General features: G+C 67.3%; 20 protein-coding genes. 8 read left to right on the top strand and 12 right to left on the bottom strand.

What is annotated here, in order from left to right; genetic code table 11:
* The first annotated feature begins 144 nt into the window (after positions 1-144).
* Entirely contained in the window at positions 145-1,206 is a 1,062-nt protein-coding gene (locus B2747_RS00430) for a GGDEF domain-containing protein (RefSeq protein ID WP_291155281.1), read from the top strand.
* A 298-nt stretch (positions 1,207-1,504) separates the two neighbouring features.
* On the top strand, positions 1,505-2,191 hold the full coding sequence (locus B2747_RS00425; RefSeq protein WP_291155279.1) for a PEP-CTERM sorting domain-containing protein: 687 nt from the start codon (positions 1,505-1,507) through the stop codon (positions 2,189-2,191).
* A 60-nt stretch (positions 2,192-2,251) separates the two neighbouring features.
* On the opposite strand, the gene B2747_RS00420 is transcribed toward B2747_RS00425, so the two are convergent.
* On the bottom strand, positions 2,252-4,117 hold the full coding sequence (locus B2747_RS00420) for a heavy metal translocating P-type ATPase (RefSeq protein WP_291155276.1): 1,866 nt from the start codon (positions 4,115-4,117) through the stop codon (positions 2,252-2,254).
* An 82-nt stretch (positions 4,118-4,199) separates the two neighbouring features.
* Between B2747_RS00420 and B2747_RS00415 the strand changes: the two genes are divergently transcribed.
* Positions 4,200-5,822 carry a sensor histidine kinase gene (locus B2747_RS00415; RefSeq protein WP_291155273.1) on the top strand — a complete coding sequence of 541 codons (1,623 nt, stop codon included), beginning with the start codon at positions 4,200-4,202 and terminating at the stop codon, positions 5,820-5,822.
* Between the two features lie 281 nt (positions 5,823-6,103).
* Here B2747_RS00415 and B2747_RS00410 read toward each other — a convergent pair whose 3' ends face one another.
* From B2747_RS00410 to B2747_RS00400, 3 genes are all read right to left on the bottom strand, one after another.
* Positions 6,104-6,358 carry a hypothetical protein gene (locus tag B2747_RS00410; protein ID WP_291155271.1) on the bottom strand — a complete coding sequence of 85 codons (255 nt, stop codon included), beginning with the start codon at positions 6,356-6,358 and terminating at the stop codon, positions 6,104-6,106.
* Between the two features lie 88 nt (positions 6,359-6,446).
* Positions 6,447-7,727, bottom strand: a complete 1,281-nt coding sequence (locus tag B2747_RS00405) for a Y-family DNA polymerase (protein WP_291155269.1) — start codon at positions 7,725-7,727, stop codon at positions 6,447-6,449.
* A 35-nt stretch (positions 7,728-7,762) separates the two neighbouring features.
* Positions 7,763-8,899 (bottom strand): alanine racemase, encoded by a 1,137-nt coding sequence (locus tag B2747_RS00400; RefSeq protein WP_291155266.1) that lies wholly within the window; start codon positions 8,897-8,899, stop codon positions 7,763-7,765.
* 93 nt (positions 8,900-8,992) lie between these two features.
* Here B2747_RS00400 and B2747_RS00395 point away from each other — a divergent pair, with 93 nt between their 5' ends.
* Positions 8,993-9,382, top strand: a complete 390-nt coding sequence (locus tag B2747_RS00395; protein WP_291155264.1) for a RidA family protein — start codon at positions 8,993-8,995, stop codon at positions 9,380-9,382.
* Positions 9,379-9,648 carry a hypothetical protein gene (locus tag B2747_RS00390; protein WP_291155261.1) on the top strand — a complete coding sequence of 90 codons (270 nt, stop codon included), beginning with the start codon at positions 9,379-9,381 and terminating at the stop codon, positions 9,646-9,648. The genes B2747_RS00395 and B2747_RS00390 overlap by 4 nt, the downstream gene beginning before the upstream one ends.
* Before the next feature lie 35 nt (positions 9,649-9,683).
* On the opposite strand, the gene B2747_RS00385 is transcribed toward B2747_RS00390, so the two are convergent.
* From B2747_RS00385 to B2747_RS00375, 3 genes are all read right to left on the bottom strand, one after another.
* A complete protein-coding gene (locus tag B2747_RS00385) occupies positions 9,684-10,355 on the bottom strand; it encodes a response regulator transcription factor (RefSeq protein ID WP_291155258.1) in 672 nt (223 codons plus the stop codon).
* A gap of 111 nt (positions 10,356-10,466) precedes the next feature.
* Positions 10,467-10,799, bottom strand: a complete 333-nt coding sequence (locus B2747_RS00380; RefSeq protein ID WP_291155255.1) for a hypothetical protein — start codon at positions 10,797-10,799, stop codon at positions 10,467-10,469.
* Positions 10,800-11,349: 550 nt separating this feature from the next.
* Entirely contained in the window at positions 11,350-12,327 is a 978-nt protein-coding gene (locus tag B2747_RS00375) for a restriction endonuclease (RefSeq protein ID WP_291155253.1), read from the bottom strand.
* 203 nt (positions 12,328-12,530) lie between these two features.
* Here B2747_RS00375 and B2747_RS00370 point away from each other — a divergent pair, with 203 nt between their 5' ends.
* Genes B2747_RS00370 through B2747_RS00360 form a run of 3 tightly spaced genes read left to right on the top strand, consistent with a single transcriptional unit; the run spans position 12,531 to position 13,532 of the window.
* Positions 12,531-12,791, top strand: coding sequence for a GDCCVxC domain-containing (seleno)protein (locus B2747_RS00370; RefSeq protein WP_343125834.1), 261 nt, complete (start codon positions 12,531-12,533; stop codon positions 12,789-12,791).
* Between the two features lie 19 nt (positions 12,792-12,810).
* Positions 12,811-12,990: a hypothetical protein gene (locus tag B2747_RS00365; protein ID WP_291155251.1), complete on the top strand. Its 180-nt coding sequence runs from the start codon at positions 12,811-12,813 to the stop codon at positions 12,988-12,990.
* A 53-nt stretch (positions 12,991-13,043) separates the two neighbouring features.
* Positions 13,044-13,532 (top strand): hypothetical protein, encoded by a 489-nt coding sequence (locus B2747_RS00360; protein WP_291155248.1) that lies wholly within the window; start codon positions 13,044-13,046, stop codon positions 13,530-13,532.
* 63 nt (positions 13,533-13,595) lie between these two features.
* Here the strand turns inward: B2747_RS00360 and B2747_RS00355 are convergent, their stop codons facing one another.
* The 5 genes from B2747_RS00355 to B2747_RS00335 form a co-directional block, all read right to left on the bottom strand.
* Positions 13,596-14,321: a cytochrome c biogenesis CcdA family protein gene (locus tag B2747_RS00355; protein WP_291155244.1), complete on the bottom strand. Its 726-nt coding sequence runs from the start codon at positions 14,319-14,321 to the stop codon at positions 13,596-13,598.
* Positions 14,321-14,821, bottom strand: a complete 501-nt coding sequence (locus B2747_RS00350) for a peroxiredoxin family protein (protein WP_291155242.1) — start codon at positions 14,819-14,821, stop codon at positions 14,321-14,323. The genes B2747_RS00355 and B2747_RS00350 overlap by 1 nt, the downstream gene beginning before the upstream one ends.
* Positions 14,822-14,868: 47 nt before the next feature.
* Positions 14,869-15,948 carry a sialidase family protein gene (locus tag B2747_RS00345; protein WP_291155241.1) on the bottom strand — a complete coding sequence of 360 codons (1,080 nt, stop codon included), beginning with the start codon at positions 15,946-15,948 and terminating at the stop codon, positions 14,869-14,871.
* Positions 15,949-16,196: 248 nt separating this feature from the next.
* A complete protein-coding gene (locus B2747_RS00340; RefSeq protein ID WP_291155240.1) occupies positions 16,197-17,102 on the bottom strand; it encodes a DUF4198 domain-containing protein in 906 nt (301 codons plus the stop codon).
* Positions 17,099-17,566, bottom strand: a complete 468-nt coding sequence (locus tag B2747_RS00335; protein ID WP_291155239.1) for a nuclear transport factor 2 family protein — start codon at positions 17,564-17,566, stop codon at positions 17,099-17,101. Before B2747_RS00335 ends, B2747_RS00340 begins: the two co-directional genes overlap by 4 nt.
* Positions 17,567-17,733 lie beyond the last annotated feature (167 nt).

Here is a 17,733-nt window from a genome sequence, read left to right as displayed (position 1 = left end):
TCACCACGACCCATGTTTTTCAAGAAGCTCATGGAGCCGCGCCCTTCGTCCGAGCGAGGAAGCTCGGACCGCGCGAACGGCTCTCCCCAACTGTCCGTATCATCTGCTGCGCCTGCGTCGAACGGCTCGCCATCCGGCAACAGCTTGGCATCTGCCGAGCAGAGTCTTGGCCTGGTACTCGATGCCTTGGGTGGAATTCTCACCGCCCTCTCCCGCTACCCTCTGGATCTGCCCGATCGATCGGGCGAGGACACGTCGCGTGAGCTGACCCGCTGGCATCGCCATGCCACGCTGGGCTTCCCGCTGGACGAGCACGAGCGCGGATCGGCCGCCGTGCATGAGCGCGATTGGACGGGTGTGGTGCGGGCGGTGACGGATCAGCGCCGCGATGAACATCGGTATGTGAGCGCGAGCATCAGTGAGTTGCGCGATGCCCTGTGGGCCTGCGTGGAGACGGTGCACAATGCGGTGAAGGTCGATCACCATGCCGACCAGACCACCGAAGAACAGATGGAGCGGGCCAAGGGCGCGCTCAAGCGTATGCAGACGGGCACCATCAAGCAGGAAGTGCTGGGCGCCGTGCTGGCCATTGAAAGCGCACTGCAGGAGCGCCGTGAGCAGCAGCAGGAACAGTACGTGAGTTTGGCCACCAAGCTCGACCGACTGGGCAAGCAGCTCGAAGAGGCGCGGCGCGAAAGCACCACCGATGCGCTCACCGGGCTTGGCAACCGCAAGCTGTTCGATGTGATGGCGCCACGTGCGCTGCAGATGTTCTCGCTGGGCCGTCAGCCCGTGGTGCTGCTGATGGTGGACATGGACAAGCTCAAGCTCGTCAACGACATGTACGGGCATCAGGCGGGCGACCAGGCCATCCAGAATCTGGGCAAGGCACTGGGCAAGACCTTCCTGCGTCAGAGCGACGTGTTGTGCCGACTGGGCGGCGACGAGTTTGCGGCCATTCTGCACAACACCGACTGGAAGATGGCGCAGACCTTGGCGCGTCGGCTGCAGGAGCAGCTGGCGGCCATGCCGGCGCCGCATCCGGCGATGGAGTTCTCGGTGGGCGCGAGCGTGGGCGTGGCCCAGCTCGAGATCCACGAGGATGTGGAGGAGTGGGTGGCGCGGGCGGACAAGGCCCTGTACAAGGCCAAGCAGAACGGGCGCGAGCGGGTGTGCATCGCGGAGGGGTTGGTGCCGCTGGTGTGAGTCGGTGCCAAGCGCATCTTCTTGGACGGGTGGCTCCGCAGTTTTGCGTGAAAGCCACCCGTTGCATTTTTGCCTCGACTGTGCGGACTGTGGCTCGGAACTGACACGTGGTGTGGCTCGCCTGCAGCATCAATGTAAATGGTGAAGAGATCTTCATTGTTCTTGGTTGCCCTGTAGAGTGTAAAATGTTGAAAATTAATGGTTTACACAACATTAAGCGTGCATCATCTATGTGATGGATTGGCACGGGGATTGAAGTGTAACGGGAATCACTCCACCCCCCTTCGGGATCCGAACAATGCTCAAGAAACTCGTTATCGCAGCTGCTTTCACCGTTTGGTCGCAGACTGCCGCCGCGCAAGGATCGATGTTCTACACAGGCGAGATCGTTGATCTCGGAAACGGTTTTGGGAGTCAGTCGGTCATTGTCACCTTCAAGGGTAAGGGAAACAGCACGACCGAAGGGGGTTGCGTAGGCTGGGGCAACTCGACCACCAATTGTGGCGTGGCTGACAACGGTGTGAGCCTTGGCCCTTCTCAGGGCTCGTTCCGCTCATTCTCGGAGTTTGTCAACTTGCAGGGCTCCACCTTCAGGCTAATCCTGAACGGCAATGAGCCGGGCAGTGATGGCGATCTGAACATTTTGTCTCTCAACCTCCGGCTGTGGGCTGATGCCACAACCTTTGTTCAGTTCGACCTGATCGAAGACGATAAGGGTACGTACACCGGTGGACAGGGCCTTGGCGCGCTTGGACTCGTCTTTGGAATTTCGCAGTCCTCCTGGGGCCTCTTCGACAACTTCATCGCGGCAAACCCGAACGGTGGACTTGGTGCTGGCGGAACCTTTTCTGACATCGCTGGCGGACCGGAGTATCTCGCTGCCACAATCGTAACGACTCAGCAGGTCCCCGAACCCGCGTCACTCGGCCTGCTCGCCGCCGGCCTCGCCGGCCTGGGCTTCGTTGCCCGCCGCCGCAAGGCCTGAGCAACTCTCCACGTAATCCCCAAGACACCAGCGCCGCCCAACCGGGCGGCGCTTCGTGTTTCAGGCTCCCGCAGTTCCCGGCGCCCGCGCCGCCCGTAGCGCATTGAGAATGACCGCCACATCAATGGCCTCCTGCACCAGCGCACCCGCCACCGGATGCAGCATGCCCGCTGCGGCGAACAGCATGCCTACCAGCGACAGGCCAAGGCCCACAAAGATCGATTGACGCGCGATGCCCAGCGCGTGCCGGCCAATGCGCACCGCCTCCGGAATACGCGTGGGATCATCAATGAGCAGCACGACATCAGCCGCCTCGGCCACCACACCACCGCCGTGGCCGGCGAGTGCCACGCCCACCGTGGCCGTTGACAGCGCCGGTGCATCGTTGGTGCCGTCGCCAACCATCAGCACCCGATGGCCCGCGGCCTCGAGCGCAGCCACACGCCGCACCTTGTCCTCCGCCGTGAGATCGCCCTCGGCTTCGGCGATACCCACCGCGCGCGCGATGGCCTGCACGTTGACCGCCTTGTCACCACTCAACAGCAGCGCGGGCGCAAAGCCCAGCTCCGCGAGTTCACGAAACATCGGCGCCAAATCCTCGCGCAGCGTATCTGCAAACTGAATGCGCGCCACCGCGCCGTCGGACATGCCGGCCCAGGCCCGCAATCCGTCCGCTCCGTCATCCAGCGTATCGAGTCGCGCCAGCACCTCGTGATGCGCCGCAAACTGTTCGCGCACGTAGGGCAGCGCCCCCACGGCCACCACGATGCCGTCAACCACGCCCTGTACGCCGCGCCCCGGTGTTTCCACCAACGCACTTGCCACACGCAGCGGCGCGCCGCGCGTCTCGGCTTCGTGCACCAGCACCCGCGCCAGCAAGTGCCCTGAGCCTTGTTCCACGGCCCCCACGCGCGAAAGGGCCAGCAAGGTGTCAGCGCCTTCGCTCACCTGCACATGCGTAACACGAGGCTGCCCGATGGTCAGCGTGCCCGTCTTGTCGAATACCGGCATGTTCACGCGTGCCAGGCCCTCGAGCGCCGCGCCACTGCGCACGATGATGGAACGCCGCGCGGCGCGGTTGATGCCACCAATGATGGCCACCGGCGCCGCCAGAATGAGCGGGCAGGGCGTGGCCACCACGAGCACGGCCAGCACGCGCGACCAATCGCGTGATACCCACCACGCCACCACGCACACCAGCAGCGTGAGCGGCGTAAACCACACCGCCCAGCGATCCGCCGTGCGCTGCAGCGGACTCTTGGATCCCTGCGCGCGGCGCACGAGCTCCACGATCTGCGCGTACTGGCTGTCCTGCGATCGGCGCAGCGCGCGCATCTGCAGCGCGCCTTCCTGATTGACGAACCCCGACTGCAGTTGCGCACCCGCGCCCACACGCCGCGGCACGGGCTCGCCCGTGAGTCGCGACGTGTCGACATGCGACGACCCATCGGTCACCACGCCGTCGGCGGGCACCAACTCACCGGGCCGCACGAGCAGCACATCGTCCAGCGCGATGTCTTCAGCGGCAATGTCCTGCACACGACCGTTCACCAGCCGGTGTGCGGTTCGCGGCGCATCGGCTTCCAGCGCTTCCACGGCGTCCGACGCGCGCGCCACGGCGTAGGCATCCAGCGCCTCGCCCCCCGTCTGCATGAGTACCACCACCAGACCCGCCAGTGGTTGGTCCAGCAGCACGGCACCGACAATGGCGAGCATGGCCACCACATCGGCCGCAAACTCGCCGCGCAGCATGCCACGCAGCGTGCGCCAGGCCACCGGCAGGCCGGTGAGCACCAGGCCAGCCAACCAGATGTGGTGGCTCCACGCGCTGCCGCGGTCCAGCATCCACAGCACGCCGCCCACGAGCAGAAAGGCGAGCGCGGCTGGCGGAAGCGGAGACAGACCTCGTAAAATGGATCGTGGCATGTGATTGCTGGTTGATCCTGCACGATGCAAATCGTTGCCGAACGACTGGCAGAACGCCTCTCCCCCAGCCTGATTGTCGTCCATGACCGATTCGCACTCGCATGCAGCGCTCGCGGCCGTCGTCAATATCGCATCCGACGCCATCATCGCGCTGGACGACAATTTCCGCATCGTGCGGTTCAACCGCGGTGCGGAACAGATTTTCGGCTGGATGGAGGCCGAGATGCTGGGGCAGGCGCTCGATCGCCTGCTGCCCATGGCCTCCCGCGCGGTACATCGTGGCCACATGCGCACGTTCGCCGAGGGGCCCAGCGACGCACGCACGATGGCTGATCGTCGGCAGATTGCCGGGCTGCGCAAGAACGGCGAGCAGTTTCCCGCCGAGGCGTCCATTGCGCGCGTGACGATCAACGGCGAGCGCACGTTCATGGTCACGCTGCGTGATGTAAGTGAGCGCCGCCGCTGGGAGGAAAGGCAGAAGTTGCTGGCTACGGCAGGATGGGTGCTGGCCGCCTCGCTCGACGTGGAGTCCACCATGGCCACGATTGCCGAACTGCCGGTGCCGCTGCTGGGCGACTGGAGCCTGCTGGAGCTGCTCACACCCGATGGGGCCATCAGGCGTGCCGCCGCCACGCACATGGATCCACATCGCCACGAGGACACGGCGGCGCTGGTCATGCGTCATGCCGAGCCCGTGCCCGATGAGCCGCGCATTGCCAGCGGCGCGCGGGTCGCGCACGAAATGGAAGCGCAGCGGGTCACCGACATGGGCGCGTGGTTGCAGGCCAACTTCCCGGACGCCGAATCGCGCGCGCGCGCCGAGTCACTGGGCGCGAGTGCGGTGTTGCTCGTGCCGTTGCGTGCGGGGGGGCGCGCCATCGGCGCGCTCCACCTCGTGCGCACCAGGCCTGGCGCGTCGCACGCCATCGACGAAATGCATGTGGGCGATCAGTTCGCCGGACTGGCGGCGCTCGCCTTGGAGAACGCGCGGCTGTATCAGGAGTCGCGACGCGCGGTGCGGGAGCGCGACGAAATGCTGGCCATCGTGTCGCATGATCTCCGCAACCCGGTGAACGCGATTGTGATGCTCACCGGCGCGGTGCTCGGCCGCGACACCGATGACGTGCAGGACGACGTGCCACTCATGGCGCGCGATGAGGTGGAAGCGATTCGCGCGGCCGCCCGTCAGGCGGACGGGCTCATTCAGGATCTGCAGGATGTCACGCGCATTTCGGCGGGTCGACTGCGCGTGGAACAGCGTCCGGTGATGCTGGCCAACCTGCTCAAGGAATCGGCCGATCTGTTCGAGCCGGTCATCGCCGATGCCGGGCTCACGCTGGTGCGCGATATCGACCGACCGTTCCCGCAGTTGCTCTCTGACCGGCAGCGGCTGCAGCAGGTGTTGTCGAACCTGCTGGGCAACGCGGTGCGCTTCACGCCATCAGGTGGACGCATTGTGCTGTCGGCCACGCTGCACGATGACGCGGTGCGGGTCGCGGTGAGTGACACGGGACCTGGGGTGGCGCCCGACGACGTGCCGCGCCTGTTCGAACGCTACTGGCAGGCGCCGCGGCTGTTGCGTGCGGGCTCGGGGCTCGGGCTGTATATCGCCAAGGGCATTGTCGAGGCGCACGGCGGCGAGATCGGGGTGGATTCGGAGCCGGGGAAGGGGGCGACGTTCTGGTTTACGTTGCCGGTGAGGTAGGGGGATAATCTCGACTGAACTGCGTCAACTGCCCCGGTCCACTGCTGTGGGCCGTGCGCCGTGGGCTATGAGTGTGCGTGGTTCATGCTGCCGCATCACGCTATCCGGAAGCTGCGGATCGCGTGATCCCGACGCGACACCACGCACACTCATAGCCCACGGCGCACGGCCCAGAGCAGTGGATCGCGCAAAGAACAATTCCGGCTCGGCACAACCTCACGCAAAAAAGGAAACGCCGCGGTCATTTGACCGCGGCGTCTTGCCATCACAACCCGAACTCCTCAGTGCGCCGCGCCCTCGGCCTTGGGCGCCGCTTCGGCTCCGTGCGACTCGCCCGTCGCCGCATGCTCCCCACCGCCGGCGTGCTTGGCGTTGTCACGCTCATAATACACCTGCTTGGCCATCGGATCGCGCGGATGACGGTAGGTGTTGTTGTGGATCGTGTACGCGCCGAACCCGAGCGCTGCGGTCAGCACACAGGTCACGAGGGCCGCGCCCCAACCCAACTTGTTCGGATCGTACTGAGTAGCACTCATCTGGAACCCCGAGGAACATCCGGCTTGATGGAGAGGGCGGCCAGACCACTGGGTCCGCCGCAGCACGCGCAAGGTAAAGCCTGTCCGGTCATTCTTCCACCCTTGGCCCGGTATCGGGCGCCCGGTCCAACAGACGGGCGGGAAGAATGGCATCGCTGCCAAAACGCCCGCGGATGCGGTCCAGTGCCCGGGTCAGCGCCTGCTCCCTGGCCTCGTCAGGCACCGCCTCCGGGGCGGCGGCGGCCTTCGGGTCCTGAAAGAGGCCCAACTGGGCCAGGGCTGGCGGCAGCGGGACGTCTTCGTCGTCAAAGTGGGACAGGGCAATCCCCAGGAGACGCACCGGCCCACCCCGTCCGGCGCGCAACTGGCCCAGCAATTCGCTGGCCACCCGAGACACGGCCCGTTCGGAGTCCACAAAACGGGTCAGCGAGCGCTGCGCCGTACGGGTCACGAAGTCGGGGGTGCGCAGCTTGACGGTAACCGTGCGCGCCCGTAGCGCCTGACGCCGCAGGTCGGCGCTGACCCGCACCGCCAGCCGCAGCAACTCGCGCTGTATGGTTTCGTCGTCCTCCAGATTGCGGCCATACGTGCTCTCTCGGCTCACCTGCTTCTGCCGATCGCGCGACGACACCACACTCTCGTCCTCGCCGCGGACCCGGCGGGCCAGCCACTGCCCGCCGCGCTCTCCCAGGCGCTGGACCAGGGCTTCCTCGGGCCAGGCCTGGGCATCGGGCACCGTGACCAGCCCCATGCGCGCCAGACGCTCCGCGAAGCGCGGACCGACTCCCGGGATGTCCGACAGGCGGAAACGGGCCAGAAAGGCCCTTTCCGTGCCCGGAGGCACGCAGTGCACGCCGCTGGCGCCCGTTCCCGGCTTGGGCTTGGCCACCTCGACGGCCATCTTGGCCACCAGACGGGAGGTGGCGCCGCCGATGGACACCCGCAGCCCCGTGGCCTCGAACACGGCGTCCCGAATGCGATGCGCCGTGACATCGAGCGGCTCGTGGCCGTAGAGCGCCTCCGTGCCGCCCAGGTCGCAGTACCACTCGTCGATGCTCGAGGCCTGCACGACCGGCGCAAAGCGCGCCAGCACGGCCTGGATGTCTCGACTGCGCGCGCTGCAGGCCTGACGCGGCACCGGCACACACGTGGCCTCCGGGCAGAGTTTGAGGGCGCGCTGAATGGGCATGGCCGAGCGCACACCATAGGCGCGGCATTCGTACGACGCCGAGCAGACCACGCCACGGGAGCCCGGACGCCCGCCCACGATGAGCAGCGGCGCCTTGCCCGCGCCCTCCGGATCCACCTGCCGCGCCACGGCCACAAAAAACGCGTCGGCGTCCACGAGCAGAATGCGACGCGCCGTCATGCCCGCGTTGCTCAGACGTTCACGCGGTCGTGCACTCAAACCGCCCGCGGACGGCCGGCCGGCGATTCGAGCGTCTGATTGGATGCGCGCCCGCGCGCGGCCACCGGCCAGCGCGTCTCCACCACATGCCCGCGCACGCCAATGATTTCGTCGAACTGATGCACCACGATGCACACGTGATTGGGCACGATGCGCACCTGTTCGCCGAGACGCGGTCGCCAGGAGGACTTGGACAGGTCGAGGATGCCGTGTTCTTCGGACATGCGCGAGACCACGACATCCGGATGCTCGAGCACCGCGCCGTAGCCCTCGCCTTCGGCGCGCAGTGGCTCGCGCCCAAGCGCCTTGGTGCCGGCATCGATGACCACCTGACCCTTGACCGTCGTGCTGATGACCGTGGCCAGCACGGTGAGCGCACAGTCTTCCCAGTCACAGGCCCCGATCTGCGCCGTCGTGCGGTCATTGTACACGTAGGTGCCAGGACGGACCTCGGTGACGCCGGCAATTTCGTGCATGCGCCACGCAGCCGGAGTCGAGCCACCACTCACCGTGGGCGGCGCGAGACCGGCGTCGGTGAGTACCTCGATGTACTGCGCGAGATCCTGCGACAATTGCCGCAGCAGCGGCGCCTGCTCATCGACATGCGCGCGAATGTGGCCCGGATAGAACTGCAGCCCCGCAAAACGCAGCGCCGAAGCCCGCTCCACCTGTTGCGCCACCGCCAGGGCCTTGGCTGGCGAGGTGGCGCCCACGCGGTGCATGCCGAGGTCCACTTCCACCAGCACATCGACAATGCGGCGTCCGAGTTTGGCGGCCACGCCCAGCGCGTCCAATGAGGCCGGATCGTCTGCCGCCACGCGCACCCGCACATGGTCGGGCAGACGCATGAGCCGCTCCAGGCGCGCGGCCCCCACGGGGGGATAGGCGATCAGCAGGTCGTCGCAGACCTCACTCATGACTTCCGCCTCGTGCAGCGTGGCGCAGGTGAGGCCCACCGCGCCCAGTCGCAACTGCTCGGCGGCAATGCGTGGCGACTTGTGCGTCTTGACGTGCGGACGCACTTGCAGACCGTGGAGGGTGACGTAGGCCGCCATCCGGTCCAGATTGGTCGTGAGCCGATCGAGATCAACGATCGGTACCGGCGTCTCGAGCTGCTCGAGATATGTTCCCACCGCTATCCTCCACCACCCGAGATAATGACGCCAGACCAGAACGCTGTCCCTGCCCGGCCTGCGAACTCTGACACCACCCGGAGTTGGACTCCGGTGGTGCTGCCGGACCTGCCGCCGCCTGCGGGAGCCTACTCGCCGGGCGTCCGCACCGCAAATGGGCTGTTGTTCGTGTCGGGACAAACCCCTCGCAATCCCGCCACCGGGCAGATCGAGGGCAGCACGGTGGAAGAACAGACACGCGTGACGCTCGCCAACCTGGAGCGCATTCTTCTGGCTGGTGGCGCCACGTTGCGCGATGTGGTAAGCGTGACCGTGTATCTCGCCGACGAAAAGGACTGGGGCACCTTCGACGCGGTATATCGTACGGTGTTCACGGCGCCGTTCCCCACACGCGCCGTGGTAGGTGCGTCGTTGCGCGGCATTCTGGTGGAGATCGCCGCCATTGCGGTGCTGCCTCAGGCCGTGCCACAGGCAGCCGGGTGAGCCTCGCCGTGCACGGCCTGCCGCTGGTGGTGGTGTTCTACGGCGGCAGCCCCCAGGAGCGGCGCGAAGCTGACCGCCTTGCGCGGGCGGCGGGCTGGCGGGTGCGGCTGGCCAGCCGACCGGCCGAATTGGCCAAAGCCACGGGAGACGGCAGCGTGCGTGTGTGCGTGCTGGACCCGCTGCTCACCGTGCCCGCGGCCCATCACACACGAACGCCCGGCGAGACGATGACGCAATTCGTCTCCCGGGCGTTGTCGGAGTCCTGATTCGACCCCGGTCGCGTCAGCGAATCAGGTGACGATCAGGTCACGTCGAGCGCGTAGCCTTCGCCGCGCACGGTGCGAATGTCCACCGTGCTGTTGGCATCGCGCAGCCGCTTGCGCAACTGCGCCACGTGCACGTCGACCACGTTCGAGCCGGGGTCGAACTTGAGGTGCCAGACGTGCTCGAGCAGCGCCGAGCGTCGCACGGTTTCGCCGGCGCGCATGGCCAGGTACTCGAGCAGCGCGTACTGCCGCGCCGTGAGATTGAGCAGCTGACCGTGACACTGCACTTCGTGATTCACGCGGTGCAGAGTCAGATCACCGACCTGCACCTTCTCCATGCTGCGCGCGCCGCCACGTCGCACCGCGGCACGCACGCGCGCGGCGAGGACTTCGTTCGCAAATGGCTTGGGCAGGTAGTCATCGGCGCCTGCATCGAGAGCGCGGACCACATCCGCGTTGCTGTCGTGCGCTGTGGCCACCACGATGGGAATCGTACTGCCTTCCCGACGGAAGTCCTGCAACAACTGAATGCCGTGGCGATCGGGCAGCTCGAGGTCCAGCACGATGGCGTCGTAGGGCTGCGCCGCCACCAACTGCCGACCTTCTTCGGCCGCTGCCGCCACGTCCACCGTGTAGCCGTCGTCCACCAGCACCTGCCGCATCAGATCCGCGACGAGGTGGTCATCTTCGATGACGAGTATCCGCATGCGAAGGGAGAGAGAAGAGGAAGAGTCCGTCAGCGCCCAACACTAACCAAAAACGGCCCCCGCGCATCCACTGTGACGCACAATTCATGAAGTGTGACGGTCCGCAGCCGATTACCACGCTTCGTCGCCTTTGAGGCGCCTCAGAGCCCGACGGTCGCGCTTGCCGGGTTTGCTGTCACCATGGGAGAACGCCGTGGGCATGCTGCGCAGTTGCTCTGTCACAGTCTCGCGTTTGCGGCGTCCGTCGTCAGTCTCGTCGTAGAGGCCACGCGCGATGTCCGCCGACCCGCGCCGGCCCGCCGCTTCGCGCACCACCAGCACCCATTCGATCGGGCCCTGCCTCAGGCGTACCGTGTCACCGGCCTGGATCTGCTTGGCGCGCTTCGCCCGGTCACCGTTCACATCCACCTTGCCGCCGTTGCCGTTATATCCGGGCGTGTCCATGTCGCGTGTCCAAATCGCCCAAGGAAGGCATGTCAAATCAATAGCTTAGCTGGTTTGGACACGGCGATTTGTGATGAGACGGCGAAACACGGCCTCTGCACGAGGTCGTGAGACACAGTGCGTCGGCACGGCGCTGCCCGTATGCGGTGGACGGGGCGCAGATACGGAACGGACGGACTCCTTCAGTGCCAGGATCCGTTGTATGGACTTGGTTCGGCCGCGTCCGGTCCGAGGCGGTCGCGTGCGTGTTCGGTGGACAGCACGGCGTTGCCCCGTGTTGGGCGTAGATGCTGTGGTGAGCCGGGTTGGATGTCACACATCGCAGGGACAGGTAGCAGCCGACACCACGCGGCCCTGCAGGTCGGCGCCTGCCTCGGGCGCGCGCGCCGAGGGGGACTGCTCGCCAAGGGTGTGCGCTCTCAGTTCAGGTCTCGGCGGCCCACTGCGCCGCGGTCGCCCGGCCCCTCAGCACACGTTCGCGCCTCACGCAGACGACGTCCCGGGCACGACAGCGGTCGTTCGGTGCTCCGGCTCTACGCGATGGGAGCCGCTACACCGGGAGGAAGGGGCGCTTCTCGATCATGGCGGCCGTGACCTTCGCGCGGAGCATGGCCGCGAGGTTGTCGCCGCGGTTCAGCACGCCGACGAACTCTTCGAGGAGCACGAGTGACACGACGCGCTGGTGCAGGGCATCCCGGCACGCGTCGAGGGCGGCCGGGGTGAACGGGGTATAGCTCAGGAACAGCCCGCGCATATCCCCGCGATGGTAGAGGCGGACCAGATGCTGGGCCACGTCACCGGCCCCGAGGGGCGCGTTCAACCACTTCATCTCCACGAGGTAGAGATGGCTGTCGAGCTGGACGACGCCATCGATCTGCTCGATGATGCCATCGCCGGGCTTGCCGCGCAGGGTGAAGGCCTCGCGCACCAGCAGGCCATCGAGCGCGAACAGCGCGTTCAGCACGCCTTCGAGTGCTTTGCCCCGCCGGTGCGCATCCGGCTCGCCGAAGAGCGCGAAGAACGCCTGCTGGACCATCGCGCGCTGTCGCAGGGCGTCGGCCTGCTCGGCGGCGGTCCGCTCAATGCCCTCGCGCCGCAGTTGCTGTTCGCGCTGCCGCTCGAGGTTGATGCGCGTGAAGGTGTCCTTGACGTTCACCACGTGCTGGACCCGAGCCACGAGCCCGTGCGCGATGAGTTGGTCGTCCGGCCAGCATCGGCTGAAGTCGGTGCACTCGCACACGCGCTTGACGATTTCGCTGCGGACGCGGAGCAGAGGATCCCCGCCGTCATTGACCCGCGTCAACACGGTCCGCGCGAGATCCGCCTTGCGGACGCCGTCCGGCGCGGTGGCGAGTTGGTCAGCGAGATCGGCAAAGAGCCGTTCGGGCGTCCCGGCACCGCGGAAGAACAGGAGCACGTCGCGCTTGGCGCGGCTGAGGCGCGGGATCACCTCGATCAGCAGCGCCAACAGTTCTGGTGGGTAGTGGTACGCGAAATCCTCCGCCTCATCCATCGATGCTGTGGTCATCAACGCCGTGGGTTCGTGGAATGTCGCCGTGGGTAGGAAGCGCGCCGCCGCCTGGTCCACCGCTGCTGCACGGCGTCGATGTGCCGTGCCACCTGAGAATCTAGGCGCCGCCTTCGGGGTCGTCTCCCGTCCGCCTTCCTGCTGTGGCGATCCGGCCGCCCCGGAGGGCGCTTTCGGTGGCGACGCCCGTGGTAGGTTTCTCGATGCCACCGACCATTCTGGAGTCAACGATGTGGTGCCCGATCTGCCGACACCACGACGTCCTGCAGATGCCAACGGACGCCTGTGTTTTCTTCCACCCGTGCGCCGGATGCCAGACGCTGCTCCGCCCAAAGGCGGGCGACTGTTGCGTGTTCTGCTCGTACGGGTCGGTACGCTGTCCGCCGGTTCAGCAGGGTGCCGGGTGTTGTGTGCCGGCCGGGACCGACGGCCGCCCGCCCGCTGTGGCGCCATCGCGCAATTAACACTCGCTGGAGTGCTTCCATGGCTGCACTGCGTCCGAACACGGAGCCTACTGAGCGCCCCCGCCAGGACGGGGGAGACGAATCCATCGCACCCATGCCACGCTGGGTGAAGGTGTTCGCCGCGGTGCTGGCCGTGCTGCTGCTCGCCTTCGTCGTCATGCACCTCGCCGGCGGTGGCTTCCGCGGTCACGGATCGTGATGCGCCTCGCTCCCATGGGTCCGTGGCTCCGGAAGGCCGCCCTCACCGCGCACGTGACCTCCTCGCTCGGCTGGTTCGGCGCGGTCGCCGCCTTTCTGGCGCTGGCGGTCGCCGGCATCCGCAGCCCTGACCCCCTGAGCGTTCGCGCTGCCTACCTGTCGATGGACACGACGGCGTGGGCCGTGATCGTCCCACTGTGCATCGCTACCTTGGTGACCGGCCTTGTCCAGTCACTCGGGACGCTGTGGGGGCTGGTCCGGCACTACTGGGTGATTGCCAAGCTGGTCCTCACCGTGCCGGCAAGCGCGATCCTGCTCCTGCGCATGCGTCCGATCAGCTACCTGGCCGACGTGGCCTCGACGCGGGTGCTCGCCGCAGGCGACGAGCGGCAGGTGCGTATCCAACTGATCGCGAACGCGGGCGCCGCGCTGTTCGTGTTGCTGGTGACCACCGTTCTCTCGATCTACAAGCCCCGCGGCCTGACGCCCTATGGGCAGCGCACCCTTCGGGCGGAGCGGATCGCACCTGAGACGTTGCGCTGAGGCGCAACGCGAGCCGCGAAGGGAGGCGACACCACGCCGGTCAGCGGCTCGACGCGCCGATCCCTAGATGCGGTTGCGGAGTGCGTCCGGCGTCCACTGCTGCAGCCACGTCGTGAGGACGGTCATGCTGCCGGTGATCATCAGGATGCCGATCCCGATCAACAACACCCCGGACGCGCGCGACATCCACACGAGCGCCCCTTTGTAGCGCTGAAAGACTGCCATGAACTTGTCGATCATGAGCGCGGCGAGCAGGAACGGGAGCGCCAGCCCGAGCGAGTACGCGAAGAGCAGCAACAGCCCGCGGTTCAGGTCCGCCGAACTTGCCGTGTAGGTGAGCACGCCGCCCAGGATCGGGCCGATGCACGGGGTCCACCCGGCGGCGAACGCCATCCCCACGAGCACCGTGCCGAGGTAGCCCAGGGGTTTGTTCGCGATGTGCACGCGACGTTCGCGGGAGAACGCGCCGATGTTGAAGACGCCCAGCAAGTAGAGCCCGAGCACGATCACCAGCACGCCGCCCACGCGGCCCACCCAATCGCGCTCCTGATGGAACAGGCGGCCGAGCACCGTGGCCGTGGCGCCCAGCGCCATGAAGACGATGGTGAAGCCAGCGACGAAGAGCAGCGCGTGGAGCAGCGTCGTCCGGCGAGAGCGCTGCACGTCGTCGAGGCTCATGCCCGTGATGAAGCTCACGTAGCTCGGGATGAGCGGCAGCACGCACGGCGAGAGGAAGCTCAGGACGCCGGCGGTGAAGCTGATGGTGACGCCAATGGACGCGGACTGCACTACGAGCCCAGCGCGCGTTCGATAGCCGCCGTGAGCGACGTATCGCCCGGCGCAATCGGGCCGGTCTTTCGCCAGCGGAGGACGCCTGCCTTGTCGATCAGGAACGTCGCCGGCACACCCACCACGAGGAACTGTGTCGACACCCGCTCGTCCGGATCGCGCCAGATTGGGAAGGTCATCTGGAAGTCGCGCATGAAGGTGCGGATGGCCTCGTCGGTGCCGTCCGTATCGACGCTGACGCCGATGAGTTCCAGGCCCTGCGCCTGATACTTCGCATGGATCGCGCGCAGCTCCGGGATCTCCGTGCGGCACGGGTGACACCACGTCGCCCACACGTTGAGCAGCACGACCTTGCCACGCTGCCCGGCGAGCGAAACCGAATCGCCGTCAAGCGACACCGTGGCGTACGCCGGAGCTGCAAAGCCAACCTCCACTCGGCCGTCGCCCGCCGCGGCGTTCCCGCTGCGCTCCGCTGACGTGCAGCCGCTGATCGCGAGCAATGCGAACGTGAACAGCGCCGTGGCCCGGCGCGTTGGGTCCCCACAACTCATCGAAACTCCGCGAGCGAGGCACGGGCAACACGCAGCGCCGACGGCCGGCCGGGCACCGTCCACGCAAAGAGCACGTTCGATCCAGTGATCGCGGCGCGCGGAAAGCCGCTGGCGCGCGCCGCGGAGCTGGAGGCGATGGTCATTGGCGCACCGACCTTGCCGTCGCGCCCGACGCGCCGGGACCGCACCGCGGCGACGTCGCCGCCGACGCGCTCCACCCAGGTTACGAGCGCGGCGCCATCAGGAAGTAGCGCCACGTCCACGCGCCCTGCGGGGCTCCCGCCGTCGACGCGCACCGGGGCGCTGAACGTCGCGCCGGCGTTGTCGGAGAAGGCGACGTTGACGCGGCCGCTGTCCCCGGGGGCGGTGAACCACGCAATGGCGACGCGAGCGCCGCTCGCGGCGAGTGCCGGCCCGTTCACCGGACACGCCGCAATCTTCCAGTTGTCGTTGTGAACAGGGGCACCGGCGACCCATTTCGCGCCGACTCGACGGGTGACATAGATGTCGCGGATCTCGTCGGTCGTTCGGTTGCGGTAGGCGACAATCGGCCCGCTGCTCGTCATCACGGCGGCGTTCTGGCAGCAGTCGCAGGTGCGCTCATCCAGTCGGACCTCGGGCCCCCGCACTCCCTTCGCGTCCAACGTGGTCGACACCAGCATCATCTCGTTGCCGGCGTCATGCCCGCCGGACGCCGGCGTGCCGTGGCCTGGCTGCTTGAACTTCCGGCCGTCGAGCCACACCGCGCCGAGCGTGCCACCCTCGTTCCACATGGCGACGAAGCCATGCTCGGTCTGGGAGGTGTCGCGATGCGGGATGACGGGCGCTCCCCACGTCTTGCCACCGTCGGCGGACTGCGCGATGCGCACCCCGTAGGCATACGTGCCGGTGCCATTGCGCTGCAGCCAGTGCGCCGCGAGGCGGTTGCCGCCGAGCACTTCGAGCGACGGGAAGTCCGCCCAGTTCACGAAGAAGTCGCTGCGCGTGACGATGGTCTGGGCCGGCGACCAGCGCGTGCCATCGTGCACCGCGAAGCGAAGCGCGTAGCCGGGATTCGCGGGCTCGAGCCACGACATGTATACCCGGCCGTCTGGCCCCACCGTGAGGTACGGCTCCGCGCTTCCGGGGGCCGCGGGACTCCCGATGCTGTCGATGCGCGCCGGGAGCACGCGTCCAGACGATCCATGCTCCGTAGCGCCGGACGGAGCATCCGCGGGGGCGCGATTGCCCATACTGACGGCCACTGCGCCGAGCGCAGTGCACACAACAAGCAGACGACGCTTCATCGGATGCCTATGGTTGAAGGGAAGGCGAGCGTCGGCGGTCAGCGTCGTGCGACCGAGAAGACCAACGTGGCCCAATGCACATCCCAGTCGGCCCCGGAGCCCTTCGCGGCGGGCACGATCTGCAGGGTACGGATGTTCCAGAGACCGGGCTGTGTCACCACGATGGCGGCGACGCCACCCGCGTCGGTCTCCAGCTTCACGTCACGCGCGGCGGCGCGGCGTGCCGCGGCGGTGTCGGTGAGCGCGGTTGGTCCGGCCGGTATAGAGCCCGCATGGAGATGCGCCGACGTCGCCGGTTTGCCGAGCAACACGAGCCGAATCCGCAAGGTGTCGCCGACGCGGAGCGCCGACGGATCGGAGAGCGGCACGAACTCCAGCGGGTGATCCAGCAACCGCTGAAAGGCGCGCGGCCCGCGGCCGACTTCGACCACGGTCTTCGCGTACTTGGCATAGCGGCGCGTGATGCTGTCCCCGCCCACGCGGGGGAGCAGCCCCTCACGCTCATAGCGCTCCCGTGCCTCCGGCGCCCCCTCCAGATCGAGATACCGACGAAAGCTGGCAGGGGATTCGCGGACGTTCCGCGGCGCGAGCTGCACGCCGACCAGATGCTGTCCAGCCGCTGCTGCCGGGTGCGCAAGTCGAAGCGATGTCCCGAGCACCGAGACATCGCGTACCGTAACGGCCGTGTTGGCCGTGACCACGCGCGCGGCCACGATGCGATCCGGCGTGACGGCCGACAGACTGCTCGGGAACAGGCTCGACGTCTGACCACGCAGCGCGATGCGCCCGCCCGGGGTCACAGCGAACGCATCAGGCACCAGCCAGAAATCGTGCGCGGTCAGGAGTGACGTCGAACCTGCGAGCAATGCCGCGACGACGGCGGCTGCCCGAAGTATGCGGCCTTGAGCACTGCGTCTGCCCGCGGTTGCTCCACTGCGCGTCACGCGCGGCGCCGGCGCGAGGACCAGTGCACGGCCCGGATGCTCCAGCCCGATGCTGTCTTGGAAAGCACCATCAGCTCTGCCATCTCCGAGCCCGTCGAACCCTCCGCACCCGTTGGTGGCGAGACGGTCTTCGAGACCACGTACGCAGCGTCTCCCATCACCCGCACCTGCACCACGGTGCGCGTCGCCTTGGATCCCTTGCTCGCCTTCATGTCCGCGCCAAGGTGGTGGCCGAGATACTCGGTCCGGGTCTGGATCGCGCCGCTCTCAAGGACGAGCACGTCACTGGCCAGGGCGGCCACCGCACGGGCAGAATCTCCGGCGGTCAGGGCGGCGTGGAACTGCTCGACTACAGCCACGGCGGCACTGGAGTCGGCGCGGGTGGCCTGGGCGGCGACCGGGGAAGCGAGGAGGCAGACTCCCAGCGCGACAGGGAGCGCGCCAAGGCGCAGGACGGGGTGCATGGGATCGCCGGGCGGGAAGTGACGGGAGTGGTGCACTCTTTACCGTGGGTAAAGTACGCCTTCCGCGCGAGCGGCACGAGCCCCAGTTCGCCGAGTACGTGTGCACCGGGGAGTGCGATTCCCGACGCGCCGCCTTTACACCTCGTAAAACCCGTCGTATCCTGCAA

It is taken from the genome of Gemmatimonas sp. UBA7669 (assembly GCF_002483225.1).
Classification (GTDB): Bacteria; Gemmatimonadota; Gemmatimonadetes; order Gemmatimonadales; family Gemmatimonadaceae; genus Gemmatimonas.
Note: the sequence above shows the minus strand (reverse complement) of the source record. Positions and strands in the feature narration are given on the sequence as shown.